The sequence below is a fragment of the Variovorax sp. UC74_104 genome (assembly GCF_044055375.1).
Lineage (GTDB): Bacteria > Pseudomonadota > Gammaproteobacteria > Burkholderiales > Burkholderiaceae_C > Variovorax.
On sequence record NZ_CP171978.1, the window covers coordinates 5,795,514 to 5,818,249 of the forward strand.

The 22,736-nt window shown below is 68.4% G+C and carries 24 protein-coding genes; 5 read left to right on the forward strand and 19 right to left on the reverse strand.

The features are described 5' to 3' along the window. Window positions 1-12: 12 nt before the first annotated feature. On the forward strand, window positions 13-1,089 hold the full coding sequence (gene mnmH / locus ACHMXA_RS27205; protein ID WP_395317074.1) for a tRNA 2-selenouridine(34) synthase MnmH: 1,077 nt from the start codon (window positions 13-15) through the stop codon (window positions 1,087-1,089). Here the strand turns inward: mnmH and fdhD are convergent. The 8 genes from fdhD to modB form a co-directional block, all read right to left on the reverse strand. Next, window positions 1,017-1,940, reverse strand: coding sequence for a formate dehydrogenase accessory sulfurtransferase FdhD (gene fdhD, locus ACHMXA_RS27210; protein WP_395317075.1), 924 nt, complete (start codon window positions 1,938-1,940; stop codon window positions 1,017-1,019). The two genes, mnmH and fdhD, sit on opposite strands and share 73 nt — an antisense overlap. A 31-nt stretch (window positions 1,941-1,971) precedes the next feature. Further along, a complete protein-coding gene (locus tag ACHMXA_RS27215; RefSeq protein WP_395317076.1) occupies window positions 1,972-2,262 on the reverse strand; it encodes a hypothetical protein in 291 nt (96 codons plus the stop codon). After that, a complete protein-coding gene (locus ACHMXA_RS27220) occupies window positions 2,262-4,622 on the reverse strand; it encodes an FdhF/YdeP family oxidoreductase (protein ID WP_395317077.1) in 2,361 nt (786 codons plus the stop codon). The genes ACHMXA_RS27215 and ACHMXA_RS27220 overlap by 1 nt, the downstream gene beginning before the upstream one ends. A 91-nt stretch (window positions 4,623-4,713) precedes the next feature. Next, window positions 4,714-5,028 carry a type II toxin-antitoxin system RelE/ParE family toxin gene (locus ACHMXA_RS27225; protein WP_176663052.1) on the reverse strand — a complete coding sequence of 105 codons (315 nt, stop codon included), beginning with the start codon at window positions 5,026-5,028 and terminating at the stop codon, window positions 4,714-4,716. Then, window positions 5,025-5,309: a YlcI/YnfO family protein gene (locus tag ACHMXA_RS27230; RefSeq protein ID WP_395317078.1), complete on the reverse strand. Its 285-nt coding sequence runs from the start codon at window positions 5,307-5,309 to the stop codon at window positions 5,025-5,027. The genes ACHMXA_RS27225 and ACHMXA_RS27230 overlap by 4 nt, the downstream gene beginning before the upstream one ends. Before the next feature lie 33 nt (window positions 5,310-5,342). Further along, window positions 5,343-6,131: an ABC transporter ATP-binding protein gene (locus ACHMXA_RS27235; protein ID WP_395317079.1), complete on the reverse strand. Its 789-nt coding sequence runs from the start codon at window positions 6,129-6,131 to the stop codon at window positions 5,343-5,345. Then, window positions 6,128-6,877: a molybdate ABC transporter substrate-binding protein gene (gene modA, locus ACHMXA_RS27240; protein WP_395317080.1), complete on the reverse strand. Its 750-nt coding sequence runs from the start codon at window positions 6,875-6,877 to the stop codon at window positions 6,128-6,130. The genes ACHMXA_RS27235 and modA overlap by 4 nt, the downstream gene beginning before the upstream one ends. Before the next feature lie 166 nt (window positions 6,878-7,043). After that, complete coding sequence (modB, locus tag ACHMXA_RS27245; protein WP_395317081.1) at window positions 7,044-7,727, reverse strand: molybdate ABC transporter permease subunit; 684 nt, start codon at window positions 7,725-7,727, stop codon at window positions 7,044-7,046. 105 nt (window positions 7,728-7,832) lie between these two features. Here modB and ACHMXA_RS27250 point away from each other — a divergent pair, with 105 nt between their 5' ends. Then, on the forward strand, window positions 7,833-8,105 hold the full coding sequence (locus tag ACHMXA_RS27250; protein WP_395317082.1) for a hypothetical protein: 273 nt from the start codon (window positions 7,833-7,835) through the stop codon (window positions 8,103-8,105). 37 nt (window positions 8,106-8,142) lie between these two features. Here ACHMXA_RS27250 and ACHMXA_RS27255 read toward each other — a convergent pair whose 3' ends face one another. From ACHMXA_RS27255 to apbC, 4 genes are all read right to left on the reverse strand, one after another. Next, entirely contained in the window at window positions 8,143-8,490 is a 348-nt protein-coding gene (locus tag ACHMXA_RS27255) for a winged helix-turn-helix domain-containing protein (protein WP_176663058.1), read from the reverse strand. Window positions 8,491-8,593: 103 nt separating this feature from the next. Then, window positions 8,594-10,291: an OFA family MFS transporter gene (locus ACHMXA_RS27260; RefSeq protein ID WP_395317083.1), complete on the reverse strand. Its 1,698-nt coding sequence runs from the start codon at window positions 10,289-10,291 to the stop codon at window positions 8,594-8,596. A gap of 147 nt (window positions 10,292-10,438) precedes the next feature. Further along, window positions 10,439-11,383 carry a LysR family transcriptional regulator gene (locus ACHMXA_RS27265; protein WP_395317084.1) on the reverse strand — a complete coding sequence of 315 codons (945 nt, stop codon included), beginning with the start codon at window positions 11,381-11,383 and terminating at the stop codon, window positions 10,439-10,441. Between the two features lie 19 nt (window positions 11,384-11,402). Next, on the reverse strand, window positions 11,403-12,494 hold the full coding sequence (gene apbC, locus ACHMXA_RS27270) for an iron-sulfur cluster carrier protein ApbC (protein WP_176663061.1): 1,092 nt from the start codon (window positions 12,492-12,494) through the stop codon (window positions 11,403-11,405). A gap of 85 nt (window positions 12,495-12,579) precedes the next feature. Between apbC and ACHMXA_RS27275 the strand changes: the two genes are divergently transcribed. Beyond that, a complete protein-coding gene (locus ACHMXA_RS27275; protein ID WP_395317085.1) occupies window positions 12,580-13,776 on the forward strand; it encodes a patatin-like phospholipase family protein in 1,197 nt (398 codons plus the stop codon). Window positions 13,777-13,833: 57 nt separating this feature from the next. Here ACHMXA_RS27275 and ACHMXA_RS27280 read toward each other — a convergent pair whose 3' ends face one another. The 5 genes from ACHMXA_RS27280 to ACHMXA_RS27300 all read right to left on the reverse strand — a co-directional run bounded on the left by ACHMXA_RS27280 (window position 13,834) and on the right by ACHMXA_RS27300 (window position 17,764). After that, complete coding sequence (locus tag ACHMXA_RS27280) at window positions 13,834-14,334, reverse strand: hypothetical protein (protein WP_395317086.1); 501 nt, start codon at window positions 14,332-14,334, stop codon at window positions 13,834-13,836. A 96-nt stretch (window positions 14,335-14,430) separates the two neighbouring features. Then, window positions 14,431-15,123, reverse strand: coding sequence for a YceH family protein (locus ACHMXA_RS27285; RefSeq protein WP_395317087.1), 693 nt, complete (start codon window positions 15,121-15,123; stop codon window positions 14,431-14,433). A 23-nt stretch (window positions 15,124-15,146) separates the two neighbouring features. Then, window positions 15,147-15,857, reverse strand: coding sequence for a phosphodiester glycosidase family protein (locus ACHMXA_RS27290; protein WP_395317088.1), 711 nt, complete (start codon window positions 15,855-15,857; stop codon window positions 15,147-15,149). Between the two features lie 24 nt (window positions 15,858-15,881). Then, entirely contained in the window at window positions 15,882-16,913 is a 1,032-nt protein-coding gene (locus tag ACHMXA_RS27295; RefSeq protein ID WP_395317089.1) for an isocitrate/isopropylmalate dehydrogenase family protein, read from the reverse strand. A 179-nt stretch (window positions 16,914-17,092) separates the two neighbouring features. Then, window positions 17,093-17,764, reverse strand: coding sequence for a hypothetical protein (locus ACHMXA_RS27300; protein WP_395317090.1), 672 nt, complete (start codon window positions 17,762-17,764; stop codon window positions 17,093-17,095). Between the two features lie 292 nt (window positions 17,765-18,056). Here ACHMXA_RS27300 and metG point away from each other — a divergent pair, with 292 nt between their 5' ends. Both metG and ACHMXA_RS27310 read left to right on the forward strand, forming a co-directional pair. Further along, complete coding sequence (metG, locus tag ACHMXA_RS27305; RefSeq protein ID WP_395317091.1) at window positions 18,057-20,156, forward strand: methionine--tRNA ligase; 2,100 nt, start codon at window positions 18,057-18,059, stop codon at window positions 20,154-20,156. Between the two features lie 23 nt (window positions 20,157-20,179). Further along, window positions 20,180-20,386: a hypothetical protein gene (locus ACHMXA_RS27310; protein ID WP_395317092.1), complete on the forward strand. Its 207-nt coding sequence runs from the start codon at window positions 20,180-20,182 to the stop codon at window positions 20,384-20,386. 14 nt (window positions 20,387-20,400) lie between these two features. Here the strand turns inward: ACHMXA_RS27310 and ACHMXA_RS27315 are convergent, their stop codons facing one another. Next, a complete protein-coding gene (locus tag ACHMXA_RS27315; protein WP_395317093.1) occupies window positions 20,401-22,116 on the reverse strand; it encodes an enoyl-CoA hydratase-related protein in 1,716 nt (571 codons plus the stop codon). Between the two features lie 101 nt (window positions 22,117-22,217). Beyond that, complete coding sequence (locus tag ACHMXA_RS27320; protein ID WP_395317094.1) at window positions 22,218-22,694, reverse strand: outer membrane protein assembly factor BamE; 477 nt, start codon at window positions 22,692-22,694, stop codon at window positions 22,218-22,220. Window positions 22,695-22,736: the final 42 nt, after the last annotated feature.

A 22,736-nucleotide genomic window follows, 5' to 3' on the forward strand; every position in this document is an offset into this window, starting at 1 on the left:
GTTCCTTCTGCCATGAGTCACCGCCAGCCCGTGCGGGTGGCCGACCGCCACGCCTTCGACACGCTGATCGACGCCCGCTCGCCCGCCGAGTTCGCGCTCGACCACATTCCCGGCGCCATCAACTGCCCGGTGCTGAACGACGAGGAGCGCCATATCGTCGGCACCGTCTACGTGCAGACCGGCGCCTTCGAGGCCCGCCGCATCGGCGGTGCGATGGTGGCTGCCAACATCGCGCGGCACCTGCGCGAGACGCTGGCCGACCGGCCCGAGAACTGGAAGCCGCTGGTGTATTGCTGGCGCGGCGGCATGCGCAGCGGCTCGATGGTGACGTGGCTGCGCCTCGTCGGCTGGGACGCGCAGCAGCTCGCGGGCGGCTACAAGAGCTTCCGCCGGCACGTGATCTCGCAGATCGACACGCTGACGCCGAAGCTCGACCTGCGCGTGATCTGCGGCGCCACCGGCAGCGCCAAGACGCGCGTGCTGCACGCACTGGCTGCGCGCGGTGCGCAGGTGCTCGACCTGGAAGATTTCGCCCGCCATAAGGGCTCGCTGCTCGGCTCGCTGCCGGGCGTGGCGCAGCCTTCGCAAAAGCACTTCGAGACCCTGATCGCGGCGGTGCTTGAAACGGTAGATCTTTCGCGACCGCTGTACGTGGAGGGCGAGAGCATCCGCATCGGGCGCTTGTCCTTGCCCTTGTCGCTGGTGGCTCGGATGCGGGCGGCGCCGTGCATCGAGGTGTGCGCCACGCCAGAAGCGCGGCTCGCCTATCTGCTGCGCGACTACGCCTACCTTGGCGACGACCGCGACGCGCTGGCCGACAGGCTCGGCGCGCTCAAGGAATTGCAGGGCAAGGAGACCGTCTCTCGCTGGCAGCAGTGGGCGCACGATGCCGACCTGCCGCATCTGTTCTCGGAGCTGATGTCGCTGCACTACGACCCGCACTATCAGAAGTCGCAGGAACTGCATTTCCGCGCCTGGGCGCAGCGGCAGCGCGTGGCGGCCGGCGATCTTTCGGATCAGGGCATCGAGGCCGTGGCCGATGCGGTGCTGGCGCTCGAAAGAGCCGCGCCGCCGAGCCCGTCGGCATAGAGCACGCCCCGCGGCGCACGGCACAGCCCCCAGAACCGCAGGCCGCACAACTCGGCCATGCGCACACCCATGGCCGTGGGCGCGGAGATGGTCGCCATCGCCGAGATGCCCACGCGCGCGCACTTGCGCACGAGTTCGTGGCTGCCGCGGCTGGACATCAGCACGAAGCCCGGCTCCTGCAGGCGGCCCGCTTGCGCAAGGCTGCCGATGAGCTTGTCGAGCGCGTTGTGGCGGCCCACGTCTTCCATCAGGTCGGTGAGTTCACCGTCGACGCTGGCCCATGCGGCTGCATGGATCGCGCCTGCCTCGGCGTTGAAGACCTGGCGCGGCGGCATGGCGGCGAAGGCGCGCAGCACGGTCGCGAGGTCGATGCGTTCGATCCAGTCGCGCCGAGGCACGGGCTGCGGAGAGAGGTCGAGCCCCGCGAAGCTCTCGACGCCGCACACGCCGCAGCCGGTGCGGCCGGCGAGGCTGCGGCGGCGGTCCTTCAGGCGCTCGAAGCTGCGCGTGGAAATCTCGAGCTGTACCTCGATGCCGGGCATGCCGGCGGGCAGGCCGGCTTCGGAGGCATCGACGGTGCGCACGTCGATGCCGCGGCAGTCGACGGCGGTGTCGAGGATGCCCTCGCTCAGCGCGAAGCCGAGGGCGAAGGCTTCCATGTCCTGCGGGGTGGCCATCATCACCGCGTGCGAGACGCCGTTGAACACGAGCGCCACCGGTACCTCGGCCGCGAGCGTGTCGTCGCGCAGTTCGCCTTCGGGCGCGACGCCGCGTTCGCCGAACACGCGCACGGCGTGCCGCGACAGCGGCGGCAGGGTGTCTTCGGAATCGTCGTGATCTGGCTTCGACATGTGAGCTCCGGCTGGGCCGGCCATTGTCGGCTCAGTCGCGGTTTTCGTCTTCGTCGGGAGGAAGTGTTCCCACCTGCGCCCGCCCGGCTTCGAGCAGGTGCGCGACCCAGCGGTCGTCGTGCTGCACCACGCGCACCCAGCCCGGGCCGCGCACGCCGCCGATGGCGGCATCGCCCATCATCGTGAGCCGGCGCATCAGCACGCTGGCGCCCTGGCCGAGCCGCTTGCCCAGGCGCGGCAGCGAGACGCCGGTGCCATCGGGCTCCTGCGCGAGCATGCGCAGGATGGCGACGGAAAGGCTGTCTTGCAGCAAGGCACTCATCAGGCCGCCACCATCCCGTCCGCTTCGTCCTCCGCCAGCTTCTGGATCGGCAGCTCATGCGGCACCAGCACCACGGGAATGGACTTGGAGGTCGGCGTGCCCGCGTTCTCGGCCACTGCCGACAGCGGCACCAGCGGATTGGTCTCGGGGTAGTAGGCCGCGAGGTTGCCGCGCGGGATGTCGTAGGCCACCAGCTTGAAGCGGTCGGCGCGGCGCTCCTGGCCGTCGTTCCACACCGTCTGGATGTCGACCCAGTCGCCGTCCTTCATGCCCAGGGCGCGGATGTCTTCCTGGTTGATGAAGACCACGCGGCGCTGGCCGAACACGCCACGGTAGCGGTCGTCCATGCCGTAGATGGTGGTGTTGTACTGGTCGTGCGAACGCGTGGTCAGCAGCGTGAAGACGATGGTGTCGCCCTTTTTCGCGAAGCGTGTGCGGGCGCGGTGCGAAGGCGTGTCCAGCGGCACGGCGTGGGTGAAGAACACGGCCTTTTTCGACGCCGTGTTCCACACCCGCTCGCTCGCGGTGTTGCGCAGGCGGAAGCCGCCAGGATGCGCCACGCGGGCGTTGAAGTCCTTGAAGTCGTCGAACACGGCTTCGATCTTGTCGCGGATGCGCGAATAGTCCTCGATGAGCCAGAGCCACGGCGTCTTGCTGCGCGCGCCCAGCGTGGCAGCCGCGAGCCGCGCCACGATGGCCGGCTCCGACAGCAGGTGCTCCGACGCGGGCGGGTTGATGCCCATCGAGATGTGCACCATGCTCATCGAGTCTTCCACCGTCACGCCCTGCTGGCCGCCGGCCTGCATGTCGATCTCGGTGCGGCCCAGGCACGGCAGGATCAGCGCCTCGCGCCCGTGGATCACGTGGCTGCGGTTGAGCTTGGTGGTCACGTGCACCGTGAGCTCGCACTGCTTCAGCGCCTTCCAGGTCTGGTAGGTGTCGGGCGTAGCGGCCGCGAAGTTGCCGCCGAGGGCAAAGAACACCCGGCCCTTGCCGTCGAGCATCGACTGGATGGCCTCGACGGTGTCCACGCCGTTGCGGCGCGGCGGCTCGAAGCCGAACACCTGCTGCAGGCGGTCGAGCAGCGCGGCGGGCGGCTTCTCCCAGATGCCCATGGTGCGGTCGCCCTGCACGTTGCTGTGGCCGCGCACCGGGCATGCGCCAGCGCCTTCGCGGCCCATGTTGCCGCGCATCATGAGCAGGTTGCCGATCATCTGGATCGTGGCAACCGAATGCTGGTGCTGGGTGATGCCCATGCCCCAGCAGGCGATGACGCGCTCGGCGCCCAGGTAGACGTCGGCCGCGGCGCGGATCTGTTCCTCGCTCAGGCCCGATTCACGCACGAGCACGTCCCACTGCTCGGCGCGCAGGTCGTCCGCCACGGCCTCGAAGCCGGCGGTGTGCTCGGCGATGAATGCATGGTCGAGCACCGAAGGCTCGCCGCGTGCCACGGCCTCGTCCTCGCGCTCGATGACGTGCTTCATCATCCCCTTGATGGCGGCGAAGTCACCTCCCACGCGCAGCTGGAAGTAGTGCGTACTGATGGGCGTGGAGCCCAGGGTCGCCATCTCCAGCTTGTCCTGCGGGTCGGCGAAGCGCTCCAGGCCGCGCTCGCGCAGCGGGTTGAAGCTCACGATGCGCGCGCCGCGCTTCGACGCCGCGCGCAGCTCGCCGAGCATGCGCGGGTGGTTGGTGCCGGGGTTCTGGCCGAAGATGAAGATTGCGTCGGCCTTCTCGAAGTCGTCGAGCGTGACCGTGCCCTTGCCCACGCCGAGCTGCGGGCGCATGCCGCTGCCGCTGGGCTCGTGGCACATGTTCGAGCAGTCGGGAAAATTGTTGGTGCCGTACTCGCGCACGAAGAGCTGGTACAGGAAGGCCGCCTCGTTGCTCGCGCGGCCCGAGGTGTAGAAGATGGCCTGGTCGGGGTCGGGCAGCGCGTTCAGGTGACGGGCGATGCGCGCGAAGGCGTCGTCCCATTCGATCGGCACGTACTTGTCGCTCGCCGCGTCGTAGGCCATGGGGTGGGTGAGCCGGCCCTGGTCTTCGAGCCAGAAGTCGCTCTGCCCGGCCAGTTCGGCCACCGTGTGCTTCGCGAACAGCTCCGGACCGGCGCGGCGCGCGGTGGCTTCGGCGGCCACGGCCTTGACGCCGTTCTCGCAGAACTCGAAGGTGGAGGCGTGGTTGCGGTCGGGCCAGGCGCAGCCGGGGCAGTCGAAACCGTCAGGCTGGTTGGCCGAGAGCAGCGTCTTCGCGCCCTTGATGGGAATGTCCTGCCGCAGCAGCGCGTTCGTCACGCTGCGCAATGCACCCCAGCCGCCCGCCGGGCCCTTGTAAAACTCGATCTTCTGCTCGCTGCTCATGCGAGCGAGTGTTCGCCGCGGGCCGGTAGAGCGTCAAATTGAATCGAGACATGCGGCGATTCAAAAAGGAAATGGACCGGCCGCCGTGTCGTCAGTGATAGTCGTCTTCGCGCTGATGCCTGACGGCGGCCACGACGATCAAGTCGCTTGCTTCTATTTCGAACAGTGCGACATAGCCGCTGGCGCCGAACGGAATCACGAGCTCTCGGATGAAGGGATTTTCGCCCGCCTTACGACAGGTGAAGGGCGAAAAACCGAGGGTCGCTATGCCGTGCTCGATCGCTTCGAGGGCCCGCTCGGCAAGCGCGAGATCGCCGCCCCTGGCGAGCTCCCGTTCGAGGACGAAGTCATACAGCCGCTCCAGGTCTTCGGCCGCCTGACGCGTGAACCGGACCGAGTAGCTCACCGGCGAGCTGCGCCTTGCTGTTTCTTCGCCGCCGATTCGAGCTTGGTCCTGAGGCGCTGCATCATCTCGCCCGCCTCGACATATTCCCCGCTGCGCCGCGCGCTGGCCAGCGACTTCATGCCGCGCGCCACGAACTCGGCCTGGCTCTTGCGCTGCTGAACGCAGGCGCGGACGGCCGCCTCCACGAACTGGGACAGGGTCTCCCCCTCGCCAAGCACCTGTTCGACTTCATCCCGGAATTCGGGCTCGACACGCACGGAGGGGATGGTGGCGGTTTTCATCGCCAAAGTGTATCGCTTATGCGATGCAAAACGTCAGCTGCGCACGTCCCGCATCAGCAGCCCCCTCAGCTTGCGCCGCAGCGGCGTGTCTTCCACGAGGCGAGCGCCGGCCGCCTCGTGCAGCGCGAACTCGCGGCTCTCGGCGTTGTGCAGGTCGATCTCGCGCACCACCCGGCCTTCGCTGTAGACGAAGGCCACGTCGGCCAGGGCGAGAACGTCTTCGATGTCGTGCGTGATCATCAGCACCGGAATGCCCCACTGCCTGCGCACCTGCGCGAGTTCCTCGCGCAGTTCGGCGCGCAGCATGGGGTTGAGGGCCGCGAAGGGCTCGTCGAGAAGCAGCACCTGCGGTTCGCAGGCCAGGGCGCGGGCGAGCGCCACGCGCTGCCGCTGGCCGCCGGAGAGAGTCTGCGGGCGGCTGTCGGCGAGCGCGGCTAGGCCGAAGCTTTCGAGCAGTGCGTGGACGCGCTCGGCGTCCTTCGCGGCGGGCTTGCGGCGATGCCACGCGGTCAGGCCGAAGGCCACGTTCTCGCGCACGCTCAGGTGCGGGAAAAGCGCGTAGTCCTGGAAGAGATAGCCGATGCGCCGCGCCGGCGCGGGCACGTCGATGCCCTGCGCCGAGTCGTACAGCGTGCGGCCGTCGAGCCGCACGTGCCCCGAGCTGGGATGCAGCAGCCCGGCAATGGCCTGCAGCGTGAGCGACTTGCCCGCGCCCGACGGGCCGTAGAGCGCGGCGAAGGGCACGTCCGTCGCGAAACGCACCGCGAGATCGAAGCGCCGGCGGCCGTCGGCCACCGTGAGCTTCAGATCGACATCGATCATGGCTTGCCGAATCCGTAGCGCGCGAGCACTTCCTGCGCGGCGGGCGTCGAGAGGAAGGCGATGAAGTCGCCGGCCAGCGCCTTCTGCCTGCTCTCGGCGACCACCGCGATCGGGTAGGTCACGGGCGTGTGGCCGGTGGGCGTGAAGGCGATCCTCACCTTGTCGCCGGCGATGGCCGCGTCGGTGCGGTAGACGAAGCCGGCCTCTGCCTCGCCGCGGCTCACGTAGTCGAGCACCTGGCGCACGCTGTCGGCCTGCACGAACTTGGGCTCCAGCGCGGTCCAGAGGCTGGCGCCGTCGAGCACCTGCCTGGTGTATCGGCCGACCGGCACGGTCGCGACCTTGCCGATGGCGATCTTCCTGACGCCAGCGCCGGTCAGGTCCTGCAGCGACTTCAGGCCCACGCCCTCCCTGGCAGGCTCGATGAGCACCAGGCTGTTGGTGACGAAGTCCTTGCGTGTGGCGGTGTCGACGAGCTTCTGCTCGGCGCCGCGGTTCATGGTTTCCTGGTCGGCGCTGGCGAGCACGTCCACCGGCGCGCCCTGCCCGATCTGCTGCAGCAGCACGCCCGAGGCGGCGAAGTTGAAGCGCACCGAGGCGCCCGCCTTGGCGGCCTCGAACTTCGGTCCGATCTCCTTGAACGCGTCGGTCAGGCTCGCGGCGGCGGACACGGTGATCTGCTGGGCCGAGACAGCCAGCGGCAAGCCCAGAGCAACGACGAGGGACAAAAGACGCAACGGACGCATGATGATCTCCGGGAAGTAATGGAAAGCTAGAAAGCCGAGAACCAAATAGAAGAGACTGCTTCCCCTTTCGGGAACACCGCGGAACCGGCTTTGCCGGGCCGCTGGTGTTGCCCCCTGCAAGGGGGTTGGCGTAGCGACACGAAGTGCGCGAAGCCTGGGGGTGTGCTCATCTCAGCGAAAAGAAGCGGTTCGACAGCACCAGTACGGCGATCGACAGCAGCGAGGTCACGATGACCAGCAGCAGCGCGAGGTCGTCGTGCCCCGCCTGCACCGCGTCGTAGATGGCCATCGACAGCGTCTGGGTCTGCTTCGGAATGGAGCCGGCCACCATCAGCGAGGCGCCGAACTCGCCCATGGCGCGCGCGAAGGCCAGCAGCGTGCCCGCCAGGATGCCTGGCCACGCCAGCGGCAGCGTGACGCGCAGGAACACCGAAAACGGCGACTGCCGCAGCGTGCTGGCCGCGGCTTCGAGCGAGCGGTCCACGCCCGAGAACGCCGCGCTGGCCGACTTGAGCACCAGCGGCAGCGCCACCACGGCAGAAGCCACCACCGCGCCGTGCCAGCTGAAGATGATGGTGTAGTCGAGATGCTCGCGCAGCCAGGCGCCCAGCGGGCTGCGGCGGCCGGCCGCCACGAGGATGGCGTAGCCGATCACCGTGGGCGGCAGCACCAGCGGCAGCATGAAGACGGCTTCGAGCACGTTGCTGCCGAAGAATTTCTTGCGCGCGAACACCCATCCCAGCGCCACGCCGACGACTAGCGCCAGCACGGTCGCCACGGCGGCGACCTTGAGCGACAGCACCAGCGGGAACCAGTCGGTCGAAGCGATGAGCGAATTCGTCGTGTTCATGAGAATACGGCGGGATTGTTACACGTCCAGCCCCATGGTCCTTCAGGAGTGCGCAAATCGATCATCCTCCATATACTGACGGATATAGCGTAGGAGACACCCGCCATGCGCGCATCCGCCCACGACGCCGTTGTCCGTTCGATCTCGGGCCGGCCGGAGCTTCGCCATCGCGTGACACAGGTACGGGAATGGCGCATCGAACGCACCACGGATGCCGCCGGCTTCGTGCTGTCCATCACCGGCGCGGACGGCGCGAGCCAATCGTTCTTCGTGGGCGCCACCGATGCGGGCGACATCGGCGAAGTGCTGCGCCGCGAGGCGGCGTGGGCCGTGCCGCCGGCCGGAAGAGGCATTCCGGGAGCGATCAAGGAGCAATGAACCGCGCGTGCCGGCAGCTCGATGGTCGCTTGCAGACCTATTGCGCCAGGAGCCGCGTCAGGGCCCGGATGTCCGCCGCGGCGGCAAGGCGCGCGGCGTTCTCGATGGCCCGGTAGTGCTTGACGATCTCCTCGCCGACCGGCGTGAGCGCCGTGCCGCCGCCGCGCGAGCCGCCTGCCGCCGTGTTCACGGCCGGAGAGGCCAGCGCCTGGTTCATCTCGTCGATCAGCATCCAGGCCCGCCGGTACGACATGCCCAGCAGCCGGGCGGCCGCCGAGATCGAGCCTGTCTCGGCCACGGCTTCGAGCACCGCGATCTTGCCGGGGCCGATGGCGATCGCGTCGTCCCGGTAGATGCGCAGGCGGAACTGGACTTTGGATTTCATGTGGGCGCCAAGCGTAAACCAATGCTGGGCGCCATTGTCCGCCTGCCGCGGCCGGCGGCCGGCGCGCGCCGCTGGCGCCGCCGACTGCCGTTGCAGACCGCCTTCAGTTGAAGAACTTGGCGGCGCTCACCAGCGTCTTGTAGACGCCCCAGGCCAGCGGAATGCCCACCGCCAGCCAGGCCAGCGCGACGACCGCCGGGCTCACCGTGTCGGCGCGGCCCGAGCCGCTGCCCACTTCGGCGGCCGAGGCCTTCTCGTGCGCCAGCTTCTTCTCGACGGCCAGCTCTTCATCGCTCATGAAGTGCTTGTCGGCCACCGGGCGCACCAGCAGGTTGGCGATGAAGCCGATCACCAGCATGCCCACGAGGATGTACATGGTCTGGTTGTAGACCTGCTCGCGCGGCAGGCCCAGGCCCAGCTGGTACTCGCGCATGTAGTTCACCACCACCGGGCCGAGGATGCCGGCCGTGGCCCAGGCCGTCAGCAGGCGGCCATGGATGGCGCCCACGAACTGCGTGCCGAACAGGTCCGCCAGGTAGGCCGGCACGGTGGCGAAGCCGCCGCCGTACATCGACACGATCACGCAGCACGCGCCCACGAAGAGCAGCTTGCTGCCCGCGCCGGCGGACGAAGGAATGCTCGCGTACAGGATGCCGCCGAGCACGAAGAACACCGTGTAGGTGAGCTTGCGGCCCAGCTTGTCCGACATGCTCGCCCACACGAAGCGCCCGCCGATGTTGAAAAGCGACAGCAGCGCCGTGAAGCCGCCCGCCACCACGGCGATGGCCGCGAGCTGCGTCTTGTCGAGTTCGCCGTATTTCGCCGGCAGGTCGATCAGCGCGCCGCCGAACACTTCCTGCAGCATGGGCGAAGCCATGCCGATCACGCCGATGCCCGCGCTCACGTTCATGCAAAGCACCAGCCACACGAGCCAGAACTGCGGAATGCCCCAGACCTTCTTCACGTGCACGTGGCGCTGCGTGATCATGGTGTTGCTGGTCTGCGCCGGCGGCGGCGTCCAGCCTTCGGGCTTCCAGCCCGAGGGCGGCACGCGGTAGCCCAGCGCGCCGGCCATCATGAAGACGAAGTAGCCCAGCGCCATCACGACGAAGGTCTGCATCACGCCCACGTCGGTGGCGGTGGAGAAGCGCTTCATCAGGTCGACCGCCAGCGGCGAGCCGATCATCGCGCCGCCGCCGAAGCCCATGATGGCCATGCCGGTGGCCATGCCGCGGCGGTCGGGGAACCACTTGATCAGCGTGCTCACTGGAGAGATGTAGCCCAGGCCCAGCCCGATGCCGCCGATCACGCCGGAACCGAGGATCATCAGCCAGAACTGGTGCAGGTGGATGCCCAGTGCCGACAGCAGCATGCCGCCGCACCAGCACAGCGCCGACACCACGCCGGCCTTGCGCGGACCGGCGCGTTCGAGCCAGCCGCCCCACAGGGCCGCCGAGCAGCCGAGGAAGACGAAGAACAGCGTGTACATCCAGCCGAGGGTGGCCACACGCCAGTCGCAGCTGGTGGCGAAGAGCTCGGCGAAGAAGCTCATGTCCTTGGCGCAGGCCTGCGCGCCGGTGCCCGCGGTGCCCAGCGCCTTCGACAGCGGGAGCCAGAACACCGAGAAGCCGTAGGCCATGCCGATGCACAGGTGGATGGCCAGTGCGGCCGGTGGAACGAGCCAGCGGTTGAAGCCGGGGCCCGCGATGATGCGTTCTTTTTCCAGGAAGCCGGGTTGCGTCTGCGCCCCTCCTCCAGCTACGCGTTCTCCATCGAGAACGCCTGCAGATGAACCTGCCATATTTCTCCTTGTTCGCCGGATGTGTAAGTTTTTGCTAATCCGGGGCGCGGAGTGTCTGCGAATGGTTTAAGCGCCGTCAAATTCGATCAGGGCATGGCCTGATTCAATAACTAAATGACGAGGACTTTGGCGGCAGTGCCGCGACAGTCATTCGCCGAGCGAGCCGTCGTGCTCCCGCAGATGCGCCAGCCACTCGGGCGCCTGCATGAATGAGAGCGCGGCTTCGAGCGCGCGCGAGGCGCGCACGCCCTCCTGCGTCATGAAGCCGATGGGCGTGCGCACGTCCGGCCCCACCAGCGGCAGCGCCTCCAGCTCGCGGTGGGTGCGCACGGCATCCACCATGCCGCCGGGCAGCACGCTGCAGATCTTGCCCGCGCTCACCGCGAGCGCGAGCGCCAGCACCGAATTGGTCTCGATGGCCGGATTCACCGGCGCCCCCGCCTCGCGCAGCGCCTGGTCGACGATGGCGCGGTTGTGCATGTCGGAGGTCAGCAGGCACAGCGGCAGCTTGCCCGCTTCGGCCCACGACATCGGCTGGCCGATGCGAAGCTGGTCGGACGAAGGCTTCTCGGCGCGGCGCAGCAGGAAGTAGTGCTCCACGCTCTGCGGCCAGGCCGCGAGCTTGATGCCTGGCAGATGCATGCGCTCGGTGTAGCCCAGCGCGAGGTCGATGGAGAGGTTCTCCAGCCCCGTCTCCAGGTCCTGCGAGCTCATCGACAGCACCGCCGGCACGATGCCCGGATGCCGCTCCTGCAGCATGGCCGCGAAGCGCGAGAGCATCGGGATCGCGGTGGGCACGGCGGCCATGCGCAGGCTGCCGTGCGGGTTGTCCGCGTCGCTGCGCAGCTCCTGCAGCAGCACCTCGTTGTCGCGCAGCATGCGCTGCGCCGTGGCCAGCACGCGCTCGCCCTCGTGCGTGAGGCCCACGTACACGCGGGCCCGCTTGACGATGACGACGCCGAACTCGGTCTCCAGCGCGCGCAGCGCGTTCGACAGCGCCGGCTGCGTGATGTGGCAGGCCTGGGCCGCGCGGCCGAAGTGCTTGTGCTCGTTCAGCGCCACCAGGTAGCGCATCGAGGCGAGCAGGTTCATCGAGAAAGGCCGTTCTTCTTCAGGTGTTCTTGCTGATCGAGATCGTCGGGAACTTCGCGGAGAAGTCCTTCGCCTTCTCGGCGATGCCCACGGCCACGCGGCGGGCGACCGCCTTGTAGATGCCGGCGGCCTCGCTGTCCGGCGAGGACACCACGGTGGGCGCCCCGCTGTCGGCCTGCAGGCGGATGTTGATGTCCAGCGGCAGCGCGCCCAGGTAGTCCATCTGGTACTCGGCCGCCATCTTCTTGCCGCCGTCGGCGCCGAAGATGTGCTCGGCATGGCCGCAGTTCGAGCACACGTGCACCGCCATGTTCTCGACGATGCCCAGGATCGGCACGCCGACCTTCTCGAACATCTTGATGCCCTTCTTCGCGTCGAGCAGCGCGATGTCCTGCGGCGTGGTGACGATCACCGCGCCCGTCATCGGCACGCGCTGGCTCAGCGTGAGCTGGATGTCGCCGGTGCCCGGAGGCATGTCGACGATGAGGTAGTCGAGGTCCTTCCAGTTGGTCTGGCGCAGCAGCTGCTCGAGCGCCTGCGTGGCCATGGGGCCGCGCCAGATCATGGCCTGGTCCTGGTCGACCAGGAAACCGATCGACATGACCTGCACGCCGTGGCGCTCCATGGGCTCCATGGTCTTGCCGTCGGCGCTGTCGGGTCGGCCTTCGATGCCCATCATCATGGGCTGGCTGGGGCCGTAGATGTCGGCGTCGAGCAGGCCGACGGTGGCTCCTTCGGAGGCCAGCGCCAGCGCCAGATTGGCGGCGGTGGTGCTCTTGCCCACGCCGCCCTTGCCCGAGGCCACGGCGATGATGTTCCTGACGTTGGGCATCAGCTGCACGCCGCGCTGCACCGCGTGGCTGATGACCTTGGTGACGATGTTCACCGACACGTTCTCCACGCCCGGCACCGCCTTGGCGGCCGCCACCAGCTCCTTGCGGATGGCCGCGTGCTGGCTCCTGGCCGGGTAGCCGAGTTCGAGGTCGAACGAGACGTCGCCCTCCGAGACCTGGAGGTTCTTGAGCGAACGGGTCGCCGCGAAAGGCTTGCCGGTGTTAGGGTCCTGGACGGCCTTGAGCGCCTCCATGAGCCCTTCTGGGGTGAGTGCCATTGATCAAACTCCTGAATGGCCGGTAGTCTAAGGCGCTCGCCAAGCCGGCACCCCGAGCCCTTCCAATAGCCCGACAACGAACAAAATGCCCGACACCAGCCCCGTCACCGGCCTTCTGCTCACCGGGGGCGGCGCCCGGGCCGCCTACCAGGTCGGCGTGCTGGAAGCCATCGCCGAGATCCGCCGAGCGGCCGGCACGGCAATCACCGGCACCGCCAACCCCTTCCAGGTCATCACCGGCACCTCGGCCGGCGCCATCAACGCGGCGGCGCTGGCTTGCGGCTGCGACGACTTCGACTACGTGGTCGGCCACATCGCCGATGTCTGGGGCCGGTTCCGGGCCGAGCAGGTGTACCGCGCCGATTCGCTCTCGGTGATCGGCAGTGGCACGCGGTGGCGCATGCTGCTGGGCTTCGGGCGCTTCGCGGCCAACTGGATGCGCATCAAGCCGAAGTCGCTGCTCGACAACACGCCGCTTTCCGAACTGCTGCAGCGCATGGTGCCGCTCGACCGCTTGCCGCAGCTCATGCAGGAAGGCCACCTGCAGGCCCTGGCCGTGACCGCGTCCAGCTACAGCTCGGGCGAGCACGTCACCTTCTTCGAGGCGGCCGTGCCGATGGAGCCTTGGGTGCGCTCGCAGCGCCTGTCGGTGCGCGACAGCATCACGCATGCGCACCTGCTGGCTTCATCGGCCATCCCCTTCGTGTTCCCGGCCACGGCCCTGCCGATGCAGGGCCACACCGAGTACTTCGGCGACGGCTCGATGCGGCAGTCGGCACCCATTGCGGCGGCCATCCACCTGGGCGCGCAGCGCATCGTGGTGATCGGCGCGGGCCGCATGCACGAGCCGCGCGACGCCACCGCGCCCAACACCCACAGCGGCTATCCGACCATGGCGCAGATCGCGGGCCATGCGCTGTCGAGCATCTTCCTCGACGCGCTGGCGGTGGACATCGAACGCCTGCGCCGCATCAACCACACGCTCGGGCTCATTCCACAGGAGGCTCGCGCGGCGAGCACGCTGCGCCCGCTCGATCTGCTGGTGATCTCGCCGTCGGAGCGCCTCGACGTGATCGCGGCGCGGCACGTCGACGCCCTGCCTGGTGCGGTGCGGCACCTGCTGGGCGGCTCGAAGGTCGCGGCCGACGTGAAGGGCGGCGCGCTCGCGAGCTACCTGCTGTTCGAATCGGGCTACACGAGCGAGCTGATGGCGCTGGGCCGCGCCGACACGATGAAGCAGCGCGACGAGGTGCTGCGCTTCTTCGGCTGGAACGCCGCGTAGGGGGCGGCTCCGACGCCCGGCGCTCGCGCCCGCCGGTCACGATGGACCCGCTGAAGCTCAGTCTGGACGTGCCGATGTCCGGGAGCCGAGCGCTGCCGCAGCGGGTGGCACCGGCATCATCGAGCGCAGCAGCAGCGCCACCGCGCAGACGATCGGCGCCAGCGCGAGCAGGCGGCCGGGCTCGAAGGCCAGCCCCGCCGCCACGCCGACGGCGCAGCCGATCTTGATCCAGGGTGCGACAGCCTCCCAGCCGCGCCGATGCATGAAGGCAAAGCCGACGAGCGCGACCCAGCCACAGAGGCCGCCCAGAACGGAAAAGACCCAACTCAGCAGGTAGTAGACGGTGTCCAGGTCCCGGAACGCGAGCGCCGTGCCCAGGCTCTGCCAGGTGTGGCGCCAGCCGTCGAAGAGGAAGAAGCCGGTGGCCGAAGCGGCCCACCAGAAGAAGGCATACAGGCTCGCGATGCCTGCCAGCGCGGCGAGCCATGCGAGCGCGCGGCGCGTGATGTCGTCGAAGGGCATGTGTTCGCGCCATGCGACGGTGTGTCCGTTGTCCATTCGGGGCTCCAGTGGTTTTCGCAATGGAGGCCGAAGTTAGGCACCGGATGTGCGGGCTGCGTGAAGCCCGTGTGAAGTGGCGCGATCAGAGGGCGCTCACCCTGCCTCGGAAATCCCCAGTTCGGAACACACCCGCCCCAGCAGCGCCTTGAGCGACGCCACCTCGGTTTCGAGCCTTGCCACGTTGGCCTTGAGCGCCGCGACTTCGCCCAGCGATACGTCGTGCGACGCCTGAACGGCATCGGACGGGGCCCCTGCAGCCCGCATGGTCTCCTCCGCCGGCGCGCCGCTCAGCAGATGCGCCCAGCGGCTCTCGCGCGCGCCGGGCAGGCGGGGCAGCTTCACCACCAGCGCGCCCGCCGGCCGTTCGGCGAGTTCGTTGAGAAAGCCTTCGACCGAGGAGATGTCCGCGAAGTTGTGCATGCGGTCGCAGGCGATGCGCAGTTCGCCCGCGGTCTGCGGACCGCGCAGCATCAGCACGGTGAGCAGGATCACCGACTGCGACGGAATGCGCAGCACGCGGTCGATGTTGTGCTCGTAGCGGAAGGCCCGCCCGCCGCTGGTCTCGGCCACGAGGCTGTAGCCGCGAAGGCTGTCGATGGCGGCCTGCACCTGCGATTCGGTGAGTTCGAGCACGGGGCTGCGGCTGGTCTTCTGGTTGCAGCCCGACACCAGCGAATTGAGCGTGAGCGGATAGCTGTCGGGCACGGTGCGCTGCTTTTCGGCGAGCACGCCGAGCACGCGGGTTTCGACAAGGGACAGGACGGGCAGCGAGGTAGTGGAAGACATGGCTCGGAAATCGATGATGGAACTCAGGGCGAGGCGACGCCGAGGATAGGCCCCAGCTCCCGCACGAAATCGCTTCGGTGCAGCGCCGGCGAATGCAGCGCCGAGACCGTGCCGTCGAGGTACAGCGCGTCCCGGCAGTGGAGCACGTCGCGGAAGTAGAGCGCGAACTCGTGGAAATTCACCGGCACCTCGCTGATGACGAAGACGGCGGTGTGGCCTGTCACGCCGACGCCGTTTCGGATCTTGCGCGAATCGGAATGGGGAATGAACGCGGGATGCACGACGCCGCGGCGCAGCAGCAGCGGGCCCGACTGGGTCGCCAGCCGCACGCCCTTCGCCAGCGCCGGATACTCCGACGACTCGACCACGCGCGGCCCGGCGTCCGACACGAGGAACACGCCGTTGGGCTTGAGGAAGAAGTTGCCCGCGCCGTCGGCCAGGTTCAGGGGCGACTCCTCGCGGCCGTCGCGCACCAGCAGGCCGACCGGCGAGAAGTCCTCGTGGTACATGCCGGCGTTCATCGCGAAGCCCAGCTGGCGGCCGCGCTCCCTCAGCCAAGCATCGAGCCGGTCGAAGCGCTTGAACGGCACGCCCGCGTCGTCGCGCAGGAACAGCTCGAGCCCTTCCCTGCGCAGGTCGATCTTCACCACGGTGAAGCGCGGGTCGGCCGCGGCAGGGCCGGCCAGGCCCGCGAACAGCAGGGCTCCCAGGAGCAGCGCAAGCCTTCTTCTCATGCAGCGCCCGCAAGCCCGGCGGCTTCAGCCGCCGTTGATGCGGCTGACCAGCGCCTTCGTGAACGCCTCGGTGCCCGCCGTGCCGCCCAGGTCGCCGGTGCGCACCTTGTCGATGTTCAGCGTCTGGTCGATGGCGGTGCGCAGGCGCGTGGCCAGTTCGGGCAGCTTCACGTGGTCGAGCATCAGCGCGGCGGCCAGCAGCAAGGCGGTCGGGTTGGCGATGCCCTTGCCGGCGATGTCGGGCGCGGAGCCGTGCACCGCCTCGAAGATCGCCGCGTCGGTGCCGATGTTGGCGCCCGGCGCCATGCCCAGGCCGCCGACCAGTCCGGCCACCAGGTCGGACAGGATGTCGCCGAACAGGTTGGTCGTGACCAGCATGTCGAACTGCCAGGGGTTGAGCACCAGCTTCATCGCGCAGGCGTCGATGATGACCGTGTCGAGCTCGAACCTGCCCTTGTATTTCTTCTCGTAGAGGTCCAGGCCGGTCTCCAGGAAGATACCCGTGAGCGCCTTCATGATGTTGGCCTTGTGCACCAGCGTGACCTTCTTGCGGCCGGTGGCAATGGCGGTCTCGAAGGCGTATTCGAGCAGCCGGCGGCTGCCCTGGCGGGTGTTGATGCCGGTGGCCATCGCCACGGCGTGCGGATCGCCGTCGATGGGCACGTAGTGCTCGTGGCCGATGTACAAGCCTTCGAGGTTCTCGCGCACGACCACCAGGTCGATCTTGTCGAAGCGCCCGCCCGGGATGATGGTGCGCGCGGGGCGCAGGTTGGCGTAGAGCTGGAATTCCTCGCGCAGCCGCACGTTCGAAGAGCGGTAGCCGCCGCCGGAAGGCGTCTCCAGCGGACCCTTCAGGGCGAGCCGGGTCTTGCGGATGCTGTCGAGCGTGGCCTGCGGCAGCGGGTCGCCCGAAGCCTTGACGCCGCCCAGGCCGGCGATCTGCGTGTCCCAGGCGAAGGGCGCCTTCAGCGCGTCGAGCGCGGCCAGCGTGGCGTCGACGATCTCGGGGCCGATGCCGTCGCCGGGGATCAGGGTTGCGGGGATGGGAGTGGTCATGGTTGGGCGCTCAGGTCGATTGCGGAAATTCTTGCGGAAACCGGCCGCCCTGCGTGGTGCACATCGCTTGCCATCGGATGCGGCACGCCCGCGGGGGCGATCTCCGGCGGGAATCATCCCACGGCAGGGCTCCGCGGCGTAACCAAAGCCTTATTCCCCACCGGCGTCCCGCCAGCGGCTCATCGCTCTTCCAGGCCGTCGAGCTCGTAGCTGAAGAGCGGCTCGCCCTTGGAGGTCTTCACCTGCATCTTGATGATGCCGTACTCCGGCGCGTACCAGGAGTCGACAGAATTGTCCGTTCCGCGCGAGCTCAGGTGGCAGACGTTCTCGAAGGTGCGGGGGTTGTAGTTCGGCTTCAGTTCAAGGTTCTCGAAGCCGACGAAGACATGCTCGGACTGGTACCTCTTGCCGAAGTCGAAAGCCTCGCTGCCGTCCTTCGTGGTCCTGGTGCCCTTGCCCGTCAGCTTGAAGGTGCCGCCCGGCTTGGCATCGGCCGGAACCTCGGGGAACGGCGCCGCGAAGACTTCCTTGATGACCACCTTGCTGGCGTCGCCGCCCAGGCCCGCGATGCCGTACTGCTCGGAACCCAGCCGCTGGCGGCCGGTCTCGTCGAAGTACTTCACGCTCTTGACGCCCTCGTCGATGCTCACCACGCCGATCGCCGCCTTGCCCGCGAACTGGCCCTTGACGATCCGGACCTTCGAGCGGTCGCTCAGCGTGTAGGCCACGCCGGGCTTGAGCTTGAAGCAATCGGCGAAAGACGGTGCGGCGGCGATGGCGCTGCCGGTGGCCGCGGCTGCGACGGCCGTGCCCAGGATCGCCTTGAAAACGAATGGCTTGTTGCTGTGCATGGGTTCCTCCCTGTTTTTGGAGCGCGGATGATGCCATGTACGCTCGACCGGTTTGTCAACTGAATGTGAGGCATCCGGCACCTTCTGGTCGAACAGCGAAGCGCGGCTGACCGCACCGGCCGTGCCATAGCAACTCACCGGCCGCGATCACCGCATAGGAGCCGATACACCCCACTCGTTGCGATGCGGCATGGGGTCGATGCCGCCACCGAACCCACCCGGAAGCCGCGCGACCTGAAAATGCCCGGTTCCCCGTCAGCCACTCCCGACACTCCCGAAAGCGCCCTCCCCGATGTCCGCCCCGCGCAAGCTCTTCGTCACCACCGCCCTGCCGTATGCCAACGGCAAGTTCCATATCGGCCACATGATGGAATACATCCAGGCCGACATCTGGGTGCGGAACCAGCGAATGAACGGTGCCGACGTCAACTTCGTGTGCGCCGACGACGCCCACGGCGCGGCCATCACCATCGCTGCCGACAAGGCCGGCGTGACGCCGCAGGCCTTCGTGGCCGAGATCGCCGCCGGCCGCAAGCCTTACCTCGACGGCTACTACATCTCGTTCGACAACTGGCACTCGACCGACGCGCCCGAGAACCACCAGCTCGCCCAGGACATCTACCGCGACCTGCGCGCCAACGGCCTCATCAGCACCAAGAGCGTCGAGCAGTTCTACGACCCTGAAAAGGGCATGTTCCTGGCCGACCGCTTCATCAAGGGCGAGTGCCCCAACTGCCATTCGAAGGACCAGTACGGCGACAACTGCGAGGTGTGCGGCGCGGTGTACGCGCCCACCGAGCTGATCAACCCCTACTCGGCCCTCTCGGGCGCCAAGCCCGAGCTGCGCAGCTCCGAGCACTTCTTCTTCAAGCTGTCGGACCCGCGCTGCGAGGCCTACCTGAAGGAATGGACCGCCGCCGCCGGCCACGTGCAGCCCGAGGTGCAGAACAAGATCCGCGAGTGGCTCTACAAGGACGACGAAGGCAAGGGCGGCCTCGGCGACTGGGACATCAGCCGCGACGCGCCCTATTTCGGCATCGAGATTCCCGATGCGCCCGGCAAGTACTTCTACGTGTGGCTCGACGCCCCCGTGGGCTACCTGGCCTCGCTGAAGAACCTGCTGGACAAGCGCTGCATCGAGCTGGGCGGCGACGGCATCTCGTACACCGAGTACATGGCCGACCCCGACCTGGAGCAGGTGCACTTCATCGGCAAGGACATCATCACCTTCCATACGCTCTTCTGGCCCGCGATGCTGCATTTCAGCGGCCGCAAGGCGCCCGACGCGGTGTACGTGCACGGCCACCTCACGGTGAGCGGCGAGAAGATGAGCAAGAGCCGCGGCACCGGCATCGACCCGCTCAAGTACCTGTCGATCGGCCTAGACCCCGAGTGGCTGCGCTACTACATCGCCGCCAAGCTCAACGGCCGCAACGAGGACATCGACTTCAACCCCGAGGACTTCGTCGCGCGCGTCAACAGCGACCTCGTGGGCAAGTACATCAACATCGCCAGCCGCGCGGCGGGCTTCATCGGCAAGCGCTTCGGCGGCAAGCTGGGCGAGGTCTCGGCCGACGGCGACGCGCTGCTGTTCACGCTGCGCGACGCGGCGGCGCAGCTGCATTCGCTGTACGACGGCCGCGACTACGCCCGCGCGCTGCGCGAGGTGATGGCGCTGGCCGACAAGGTCAACGAGTACGTCGACCAGAACAAGCCCTGGGAGCTGGCCAAGAAGGAAGGCGCCGAGGCGCGCCTGCACGACGTGTGCACCGTGTGCATCGAGGCCTTCCGCCTGCTCACGCTGTACCTGAAGCCGGTGCTGCCGGCGCTGGCCGTGAACGTCGAAGCCTTCCTGAAGATCCAGCCGCTGGCCTGGGCCGACGCCGCGCAGCCGCTGCCCGTGGGCCACGCCATCGGCGAGTACAAGCACCTGATGCAGCGCGCCGACCCCAAGCTGGTCGACAAGCTGTTCGACGCGCCCGAACCCGCCGCAGCAGCTCCGGCTGCAGCACAGGAGGCCGCGGAGCTGCCGGGCGGCGAGGCCATCGCGCCCGCCATCACCATCGACGACTTCGCGAAGATCGACCTGCGCATTGCGAAGATCGTGGCCTGCGAGAAGGTCGAAGGCTCGACCAAGCTTCTTCGCCTGACGCTCGACGCGGGCGAGGGCAAGACCCGCAACGTCTTCAGCGGCATCGCCTCGGCCTACCAGCCCGAGCAGCTGGTGGGCAAGCTCACGGTGCTGGTCGCCAACCTCGCGCCGCGCAAGATGAAGTTCGGCGTGAGCGAAGGCATGGTGCTGGCCGCCAGCCACGGCGACGAGAAGGCCCATCCGGGCATCCACGTGCTCGAACCCTGGCCGGGCGCGACGCCGGGCATGCGGGTCCGCTGATCGACTTAGAAGAAGGAATCGCCATGATCACCCTGCTGCGCCGCGCCCTCGTGCTCGCCTCGCTTTCAACACTGCTGGGCGGCTGCGCGGTGGTGACGGTGGCCGGCACGGCGGTGAGCGTTGGCGCCGGCGCGGTCGGGCTCGCGGCGGACGCGGCCATCGGCACCGCGCGCATCACGGGCAAGGCCGTGGGCGCGGCGGCCGATGCGGTGATTCCGGACAGCCAGTAAGGCTCTGGCGAAATTCAGCCCGCCATACCCAGGCGGGCTATGTGCGGCGGCGTGTGCAACGCCTTCTCCTTTCGCACGAACGCCGACCTGAGCCCCGCATGCGGCTCGCGCGCGTCGAAGAAGTTGCGGCGCATGTGGACGAGCTCCTCGTCGCGGTAGCGCTGCAGCGGCTTGATCGACTCGTCCTGCTCGCGCATCGCCTTCTTCCGCGCGATGCGATCGCCCAGCTCCGGCGATGCGGCCAGCTCCGCCGCCAGCCGGGCCACTTCAGCCCCCAGTTCCTCCGGCGCGGCCTGCAGCACGCGCTGCGCCATGCCGATCTCGACGGCACGCCTGGCGCTCACCGGCAGCGCCGACTGCGTGAGCCGCAGCGCCTCGCTCTCGCCCACGCGGCGCGGGAGGATGTAAGTCCAGTATTCCGAGCCGTGCAGGCCCATCAGCCTGTAGTGCGGGTTGAGCACGGCGCCGTCGCGGCACCAGACCTCGTCGGCCGCCAGCGCGAGCATCACGCCGCCGGCCGCGGCGTTGCCGCCCAGCGCCGACACGGTGAGCCGGTCGGTGGTGGTGAGCACCGCCTCGACGAGGTCGTTCATCGCGTGGATGTTGGCCCACGACTCCTGGGCCGGATCTTCGGCCGCCTCGATCACGTTGAGATGGATGCCGTTGGAGAAGAAGTCGCGCACGCCGCCCAGCACCAGCACCGAGGTCGCGCGCGTGCAGGCGAAGCGATAGGCCTCGAGCAGCCGCCTGCACTGGGCGGTGCTCATCGCGCCGCCGGGAAAGGAAAAATTCAGCACGCCGACCGCGCCCTGCTCGCTGTAGCGGATGTCGGAAAAGGTACGGCGCCCGGCCGGCAGTTCCAGCGGCGCCGGCACCTCGGGCACGTCGGAAGGCAGCAGGTCGCCGAGCGCTTCGGCAGCGGGCAGCTTGTAGCTGGGCAGCCGCGAGCCGGGCTCGCGCCAGGGCCGCAGCTGCGCAATCCACACCGCGCCGTCGACGGTGGCGCGGCAGATGGCGCCGGCGCGGGTGGCGATCAGCTCGCCGGGATGGTCGCCACGCAGTTCGTCCTCGGGATGGCCGCCGTGCAGGTACCACTGCGCGCCCAGCAGCTCGTCGAGCACGCCGGGCTGCGAATCGGCCGCGCGCAGTTGGCGCAGGATCATCTGGGTGGAGTCGCAAGCCCAGTCGATGCGCCGCTGGGCCTGCTTCATGAAGGGCCGCCAGCCGGCCGCCAGCACCGCGGGCTCCTGCTTCTGCGGCTTGTGCCTGCCCGAGGCGAATCGCTCCACCGCGAGCAGCACCGCGTCGACCGCCGCGTCGGCCACCTCGCTGCGATAGAGGTCGCTCTTGCCGGCCACGGGCGGCACCTTCAGCGGCGACCACGCCCAGACATCGCCCGCGTCCATCTCGGCCACGGCTTCGAGCACGGTGACGCCCCAGCTTTCGGCGCCGCCTTGCAGCGTCCAGTCGAGCGACGATGGGCCCCGGTCGCCGGGCGGGCCAGGATGCACGATCAGGCAGGTGTGGGCACGCCAGATGTCCTCGGGGATCGCGCTGGTGAGCATCGGCGCCACGATGAGCTGGGGCGCCTGCACCCGCACGGCTTCACGCATTTCGTCGTCATTGCCGAGGGCCAGCACCACGCCGACGGTGTGGCCGCGATCCTGCAGCTCCGCCAGGACCCGTTGCGTCAGGCTGTTGAACGCGCTCGCGACAAGCAGGATGTGCATCGGACGGCCCCGGTAAGGTCGGTGACTAAATGTCAATGAATGTCAAAAATGTATCTGCATCCCCCGCTTCGGATAAGTTGATCGAAAGTTCGCACGGGTGGTCAGGGAGCCTCGGCGCCCCTGTCGGGCGAGGAACCGCTGCGCAGCACGCGCTGGTCGTCGTCGAGCGTGGCGGTGAAGACCATGGCGGAGTTGGGCGGCTGCACCCAGCGCCATTCCCATTCGGTTTCGCGGCGCAGCGCATAGGGCGTGACCTTGGCGGGCTTGCCGAGCATCTTGCGCAGGTCTTCCATCATCATCCCGGGCTGCACCTTCGCGAAGTTCTCGGGCGTGAGCACCTGCCGCAGCGCGCTCATCTTTCCATCGGGACCGATGGTGATCATGTAGTTCTTCTGGCCCGCGGGCTGGCGGTTGTACTCGAACACACGGCCGCGTCCGGGGGCGTCCCAGACGTTCTCGGGCTCGCCGAAGCGCGCCCGCACGTCGGCCTCGGTGGAGACGCCTTCCTCCAGCTCGCTGATGTTCTTCGAGTCGCATGCCGCGAGCCCGATTGCCGCCGCCAGGCACCCGATTGCCATGCCGATCCGCCATCCCCGAATTTGCTTCATGCCGTCCCCGGT

Coding starts and splice junctions, on each gene's coding strand:
- mnmH (WP_395317074.1), top strand. CDS start 13: ATGAGTCACCGCCAGCCCGTGCGGGTGGCCGACCGCCACGCCTTCGAC.
- fdhD (WP_395317075.1), bottom strand. CDS start 1,940: ATGTCGAAGCCAGATCACGACGATTCCGAAGACACCCTGCCGCCGCTG.
- ACHMXA_RS27215 (WP_395317076.1), bottom strand. CDS start 2,262: ATGAGTGCCTTGCTGCAAGACAGCCTTTCCGTCGCCATCCTGCGCATG.
- ACHMXA_RS27220 (WP_395317077.1), bottom strand. CDS start 4,622: ATGAGCAGCGAGCAGAAGATCGAGTTTTACAAGGGCCCGGCGGGCGGC.
- ACHMXA_RS27230 (WP_395317078.1), bottom strand. CDS start 5,309: ATGAAAACCGCCACCATCCCCTCCGTGCGTGTCGAGCCCGAATTCCGG.
- ACHMXA_RS27235 (WP_395317079.1), bottom strand. CDS start 6,131: ATGATCGATGTCGATCTGAAGCTCACGGTGGCCGACGGCCGCCGGCGC.
- modA (WP_395317080.1), bottom strand. CDS start 6,877: ATGCGTCCGTTGCGTCTTTTGTCCCTCGTCGTTGCTCTGGGCTTGCCG.
- modB (WP_395317081.1), bottom strand. CDS start 7,727: ATGAACACGACGAATTCGCTCATCGCTTCGACCGACTGGTTCCCGCTG.
- ACHMXA_RS27250 (WP_395317082.1), top strand. CDS start 7,833: ATGCGCGCATCCGCCCACGACGCCGTTGTCCGTTCGATCTCGGGCCGG.
- ACHMXA_RS27255 (WP_176663058.1), bottom strand. CDS start 8,490: ATGAAATCCAAAGTCCAGTTCCGCCTGCGCATCTACCGGGACGACGCG.
- ACHMXA_RS27260 (WP_395317083.1), bottom strand. CDS start 10,291: ATGGCAGGTTCATCTGCAGGCGTTCTCGATGGAGAACGCGTAGCTGGA.
- ACHMXA_RS27265 (WP_395317084.1), bottom strand. CDS start 11,383: ATGAACCTGCTCGCCTCGATGCGCTACCTGGTGGCGCTGAACGAGCAC.
- apbC (WP_176663061.1), bottom strand. CDS start 12,494: ATGGCACTCACCCCAGAAGGGCTCATGGAGGCGCTCAAGGCCGTCCAG.
- ACHMXA_RS27275 (WP_395317085.1), top strand. CDS start 12,580: ATGCCCGACACCAGCCCCGTCACCGGCCTTCTGCTCACCGGGGGCGGC.
- ACHMXA_RS27280 (WP_395317086.1), bottom strand. CDS start 14,334: ATGGACAACGGACACACCGTCGCATGGCGCGAACACATGCCCTTCGAC.
- ACHMXA_RS27285 (WP_395317087.1), bottom strand. CDS start 15,123: ATGTCTTCCACTACCTCGCTGCCCGTCCTGTCCCTTGTCGAAACCCGC.
- ACHMXA_RS27290 (WP_395317088.1), bottom strand. CDS start 15,857: ATGAGAAGAAGGCTTGCGCTGCTCCTGGGAGCCCTGCTGTTCGCGGGC.
- ACHMXA_RS27295 (WP_395317089.1), bottom strand. CDS start 16,913: ATGACCACTCCCATCCCCGCAACCCTGATCCCCGGCGACGGCATCGGC.
- ACHMXA_RS27300 (WP_395317090.1), bottom strand. CDS start 17,764: ATGCACAGCAACAAGCCATTCGTTTTCAAGGCGATCCTGGGCACGGCC.
- metG (WP_395317091.1), top strand. CDS start 18,057: ATGTCCGCCCCGCGCAAGCTCTTCGTCACCACCGCCCTGCCGTATGCC.
- ACHMXA_RS27310 (WP_395317092.1), top strand. CDS start 20,180: ATGATCACCCTGCTGCGCCGCGCCCTCGTGCTCGCCTCGCTTTCAACA.
- ACHMXA_RS27315 (WP_395317093.1), bottom strand. CDS start 22,116: ATGCACATCCTGCTTGTCGCGAGCGCGTTCAACAGCCTGACGCAACGG.
- ACHMXA_RS27320 (WP_395317094.1), bottom strand. CDS start 22,694: ATGGCAATCGGGTGCCTGGCGGCGGCAATCGGGCTCGCGGCATGCGAC.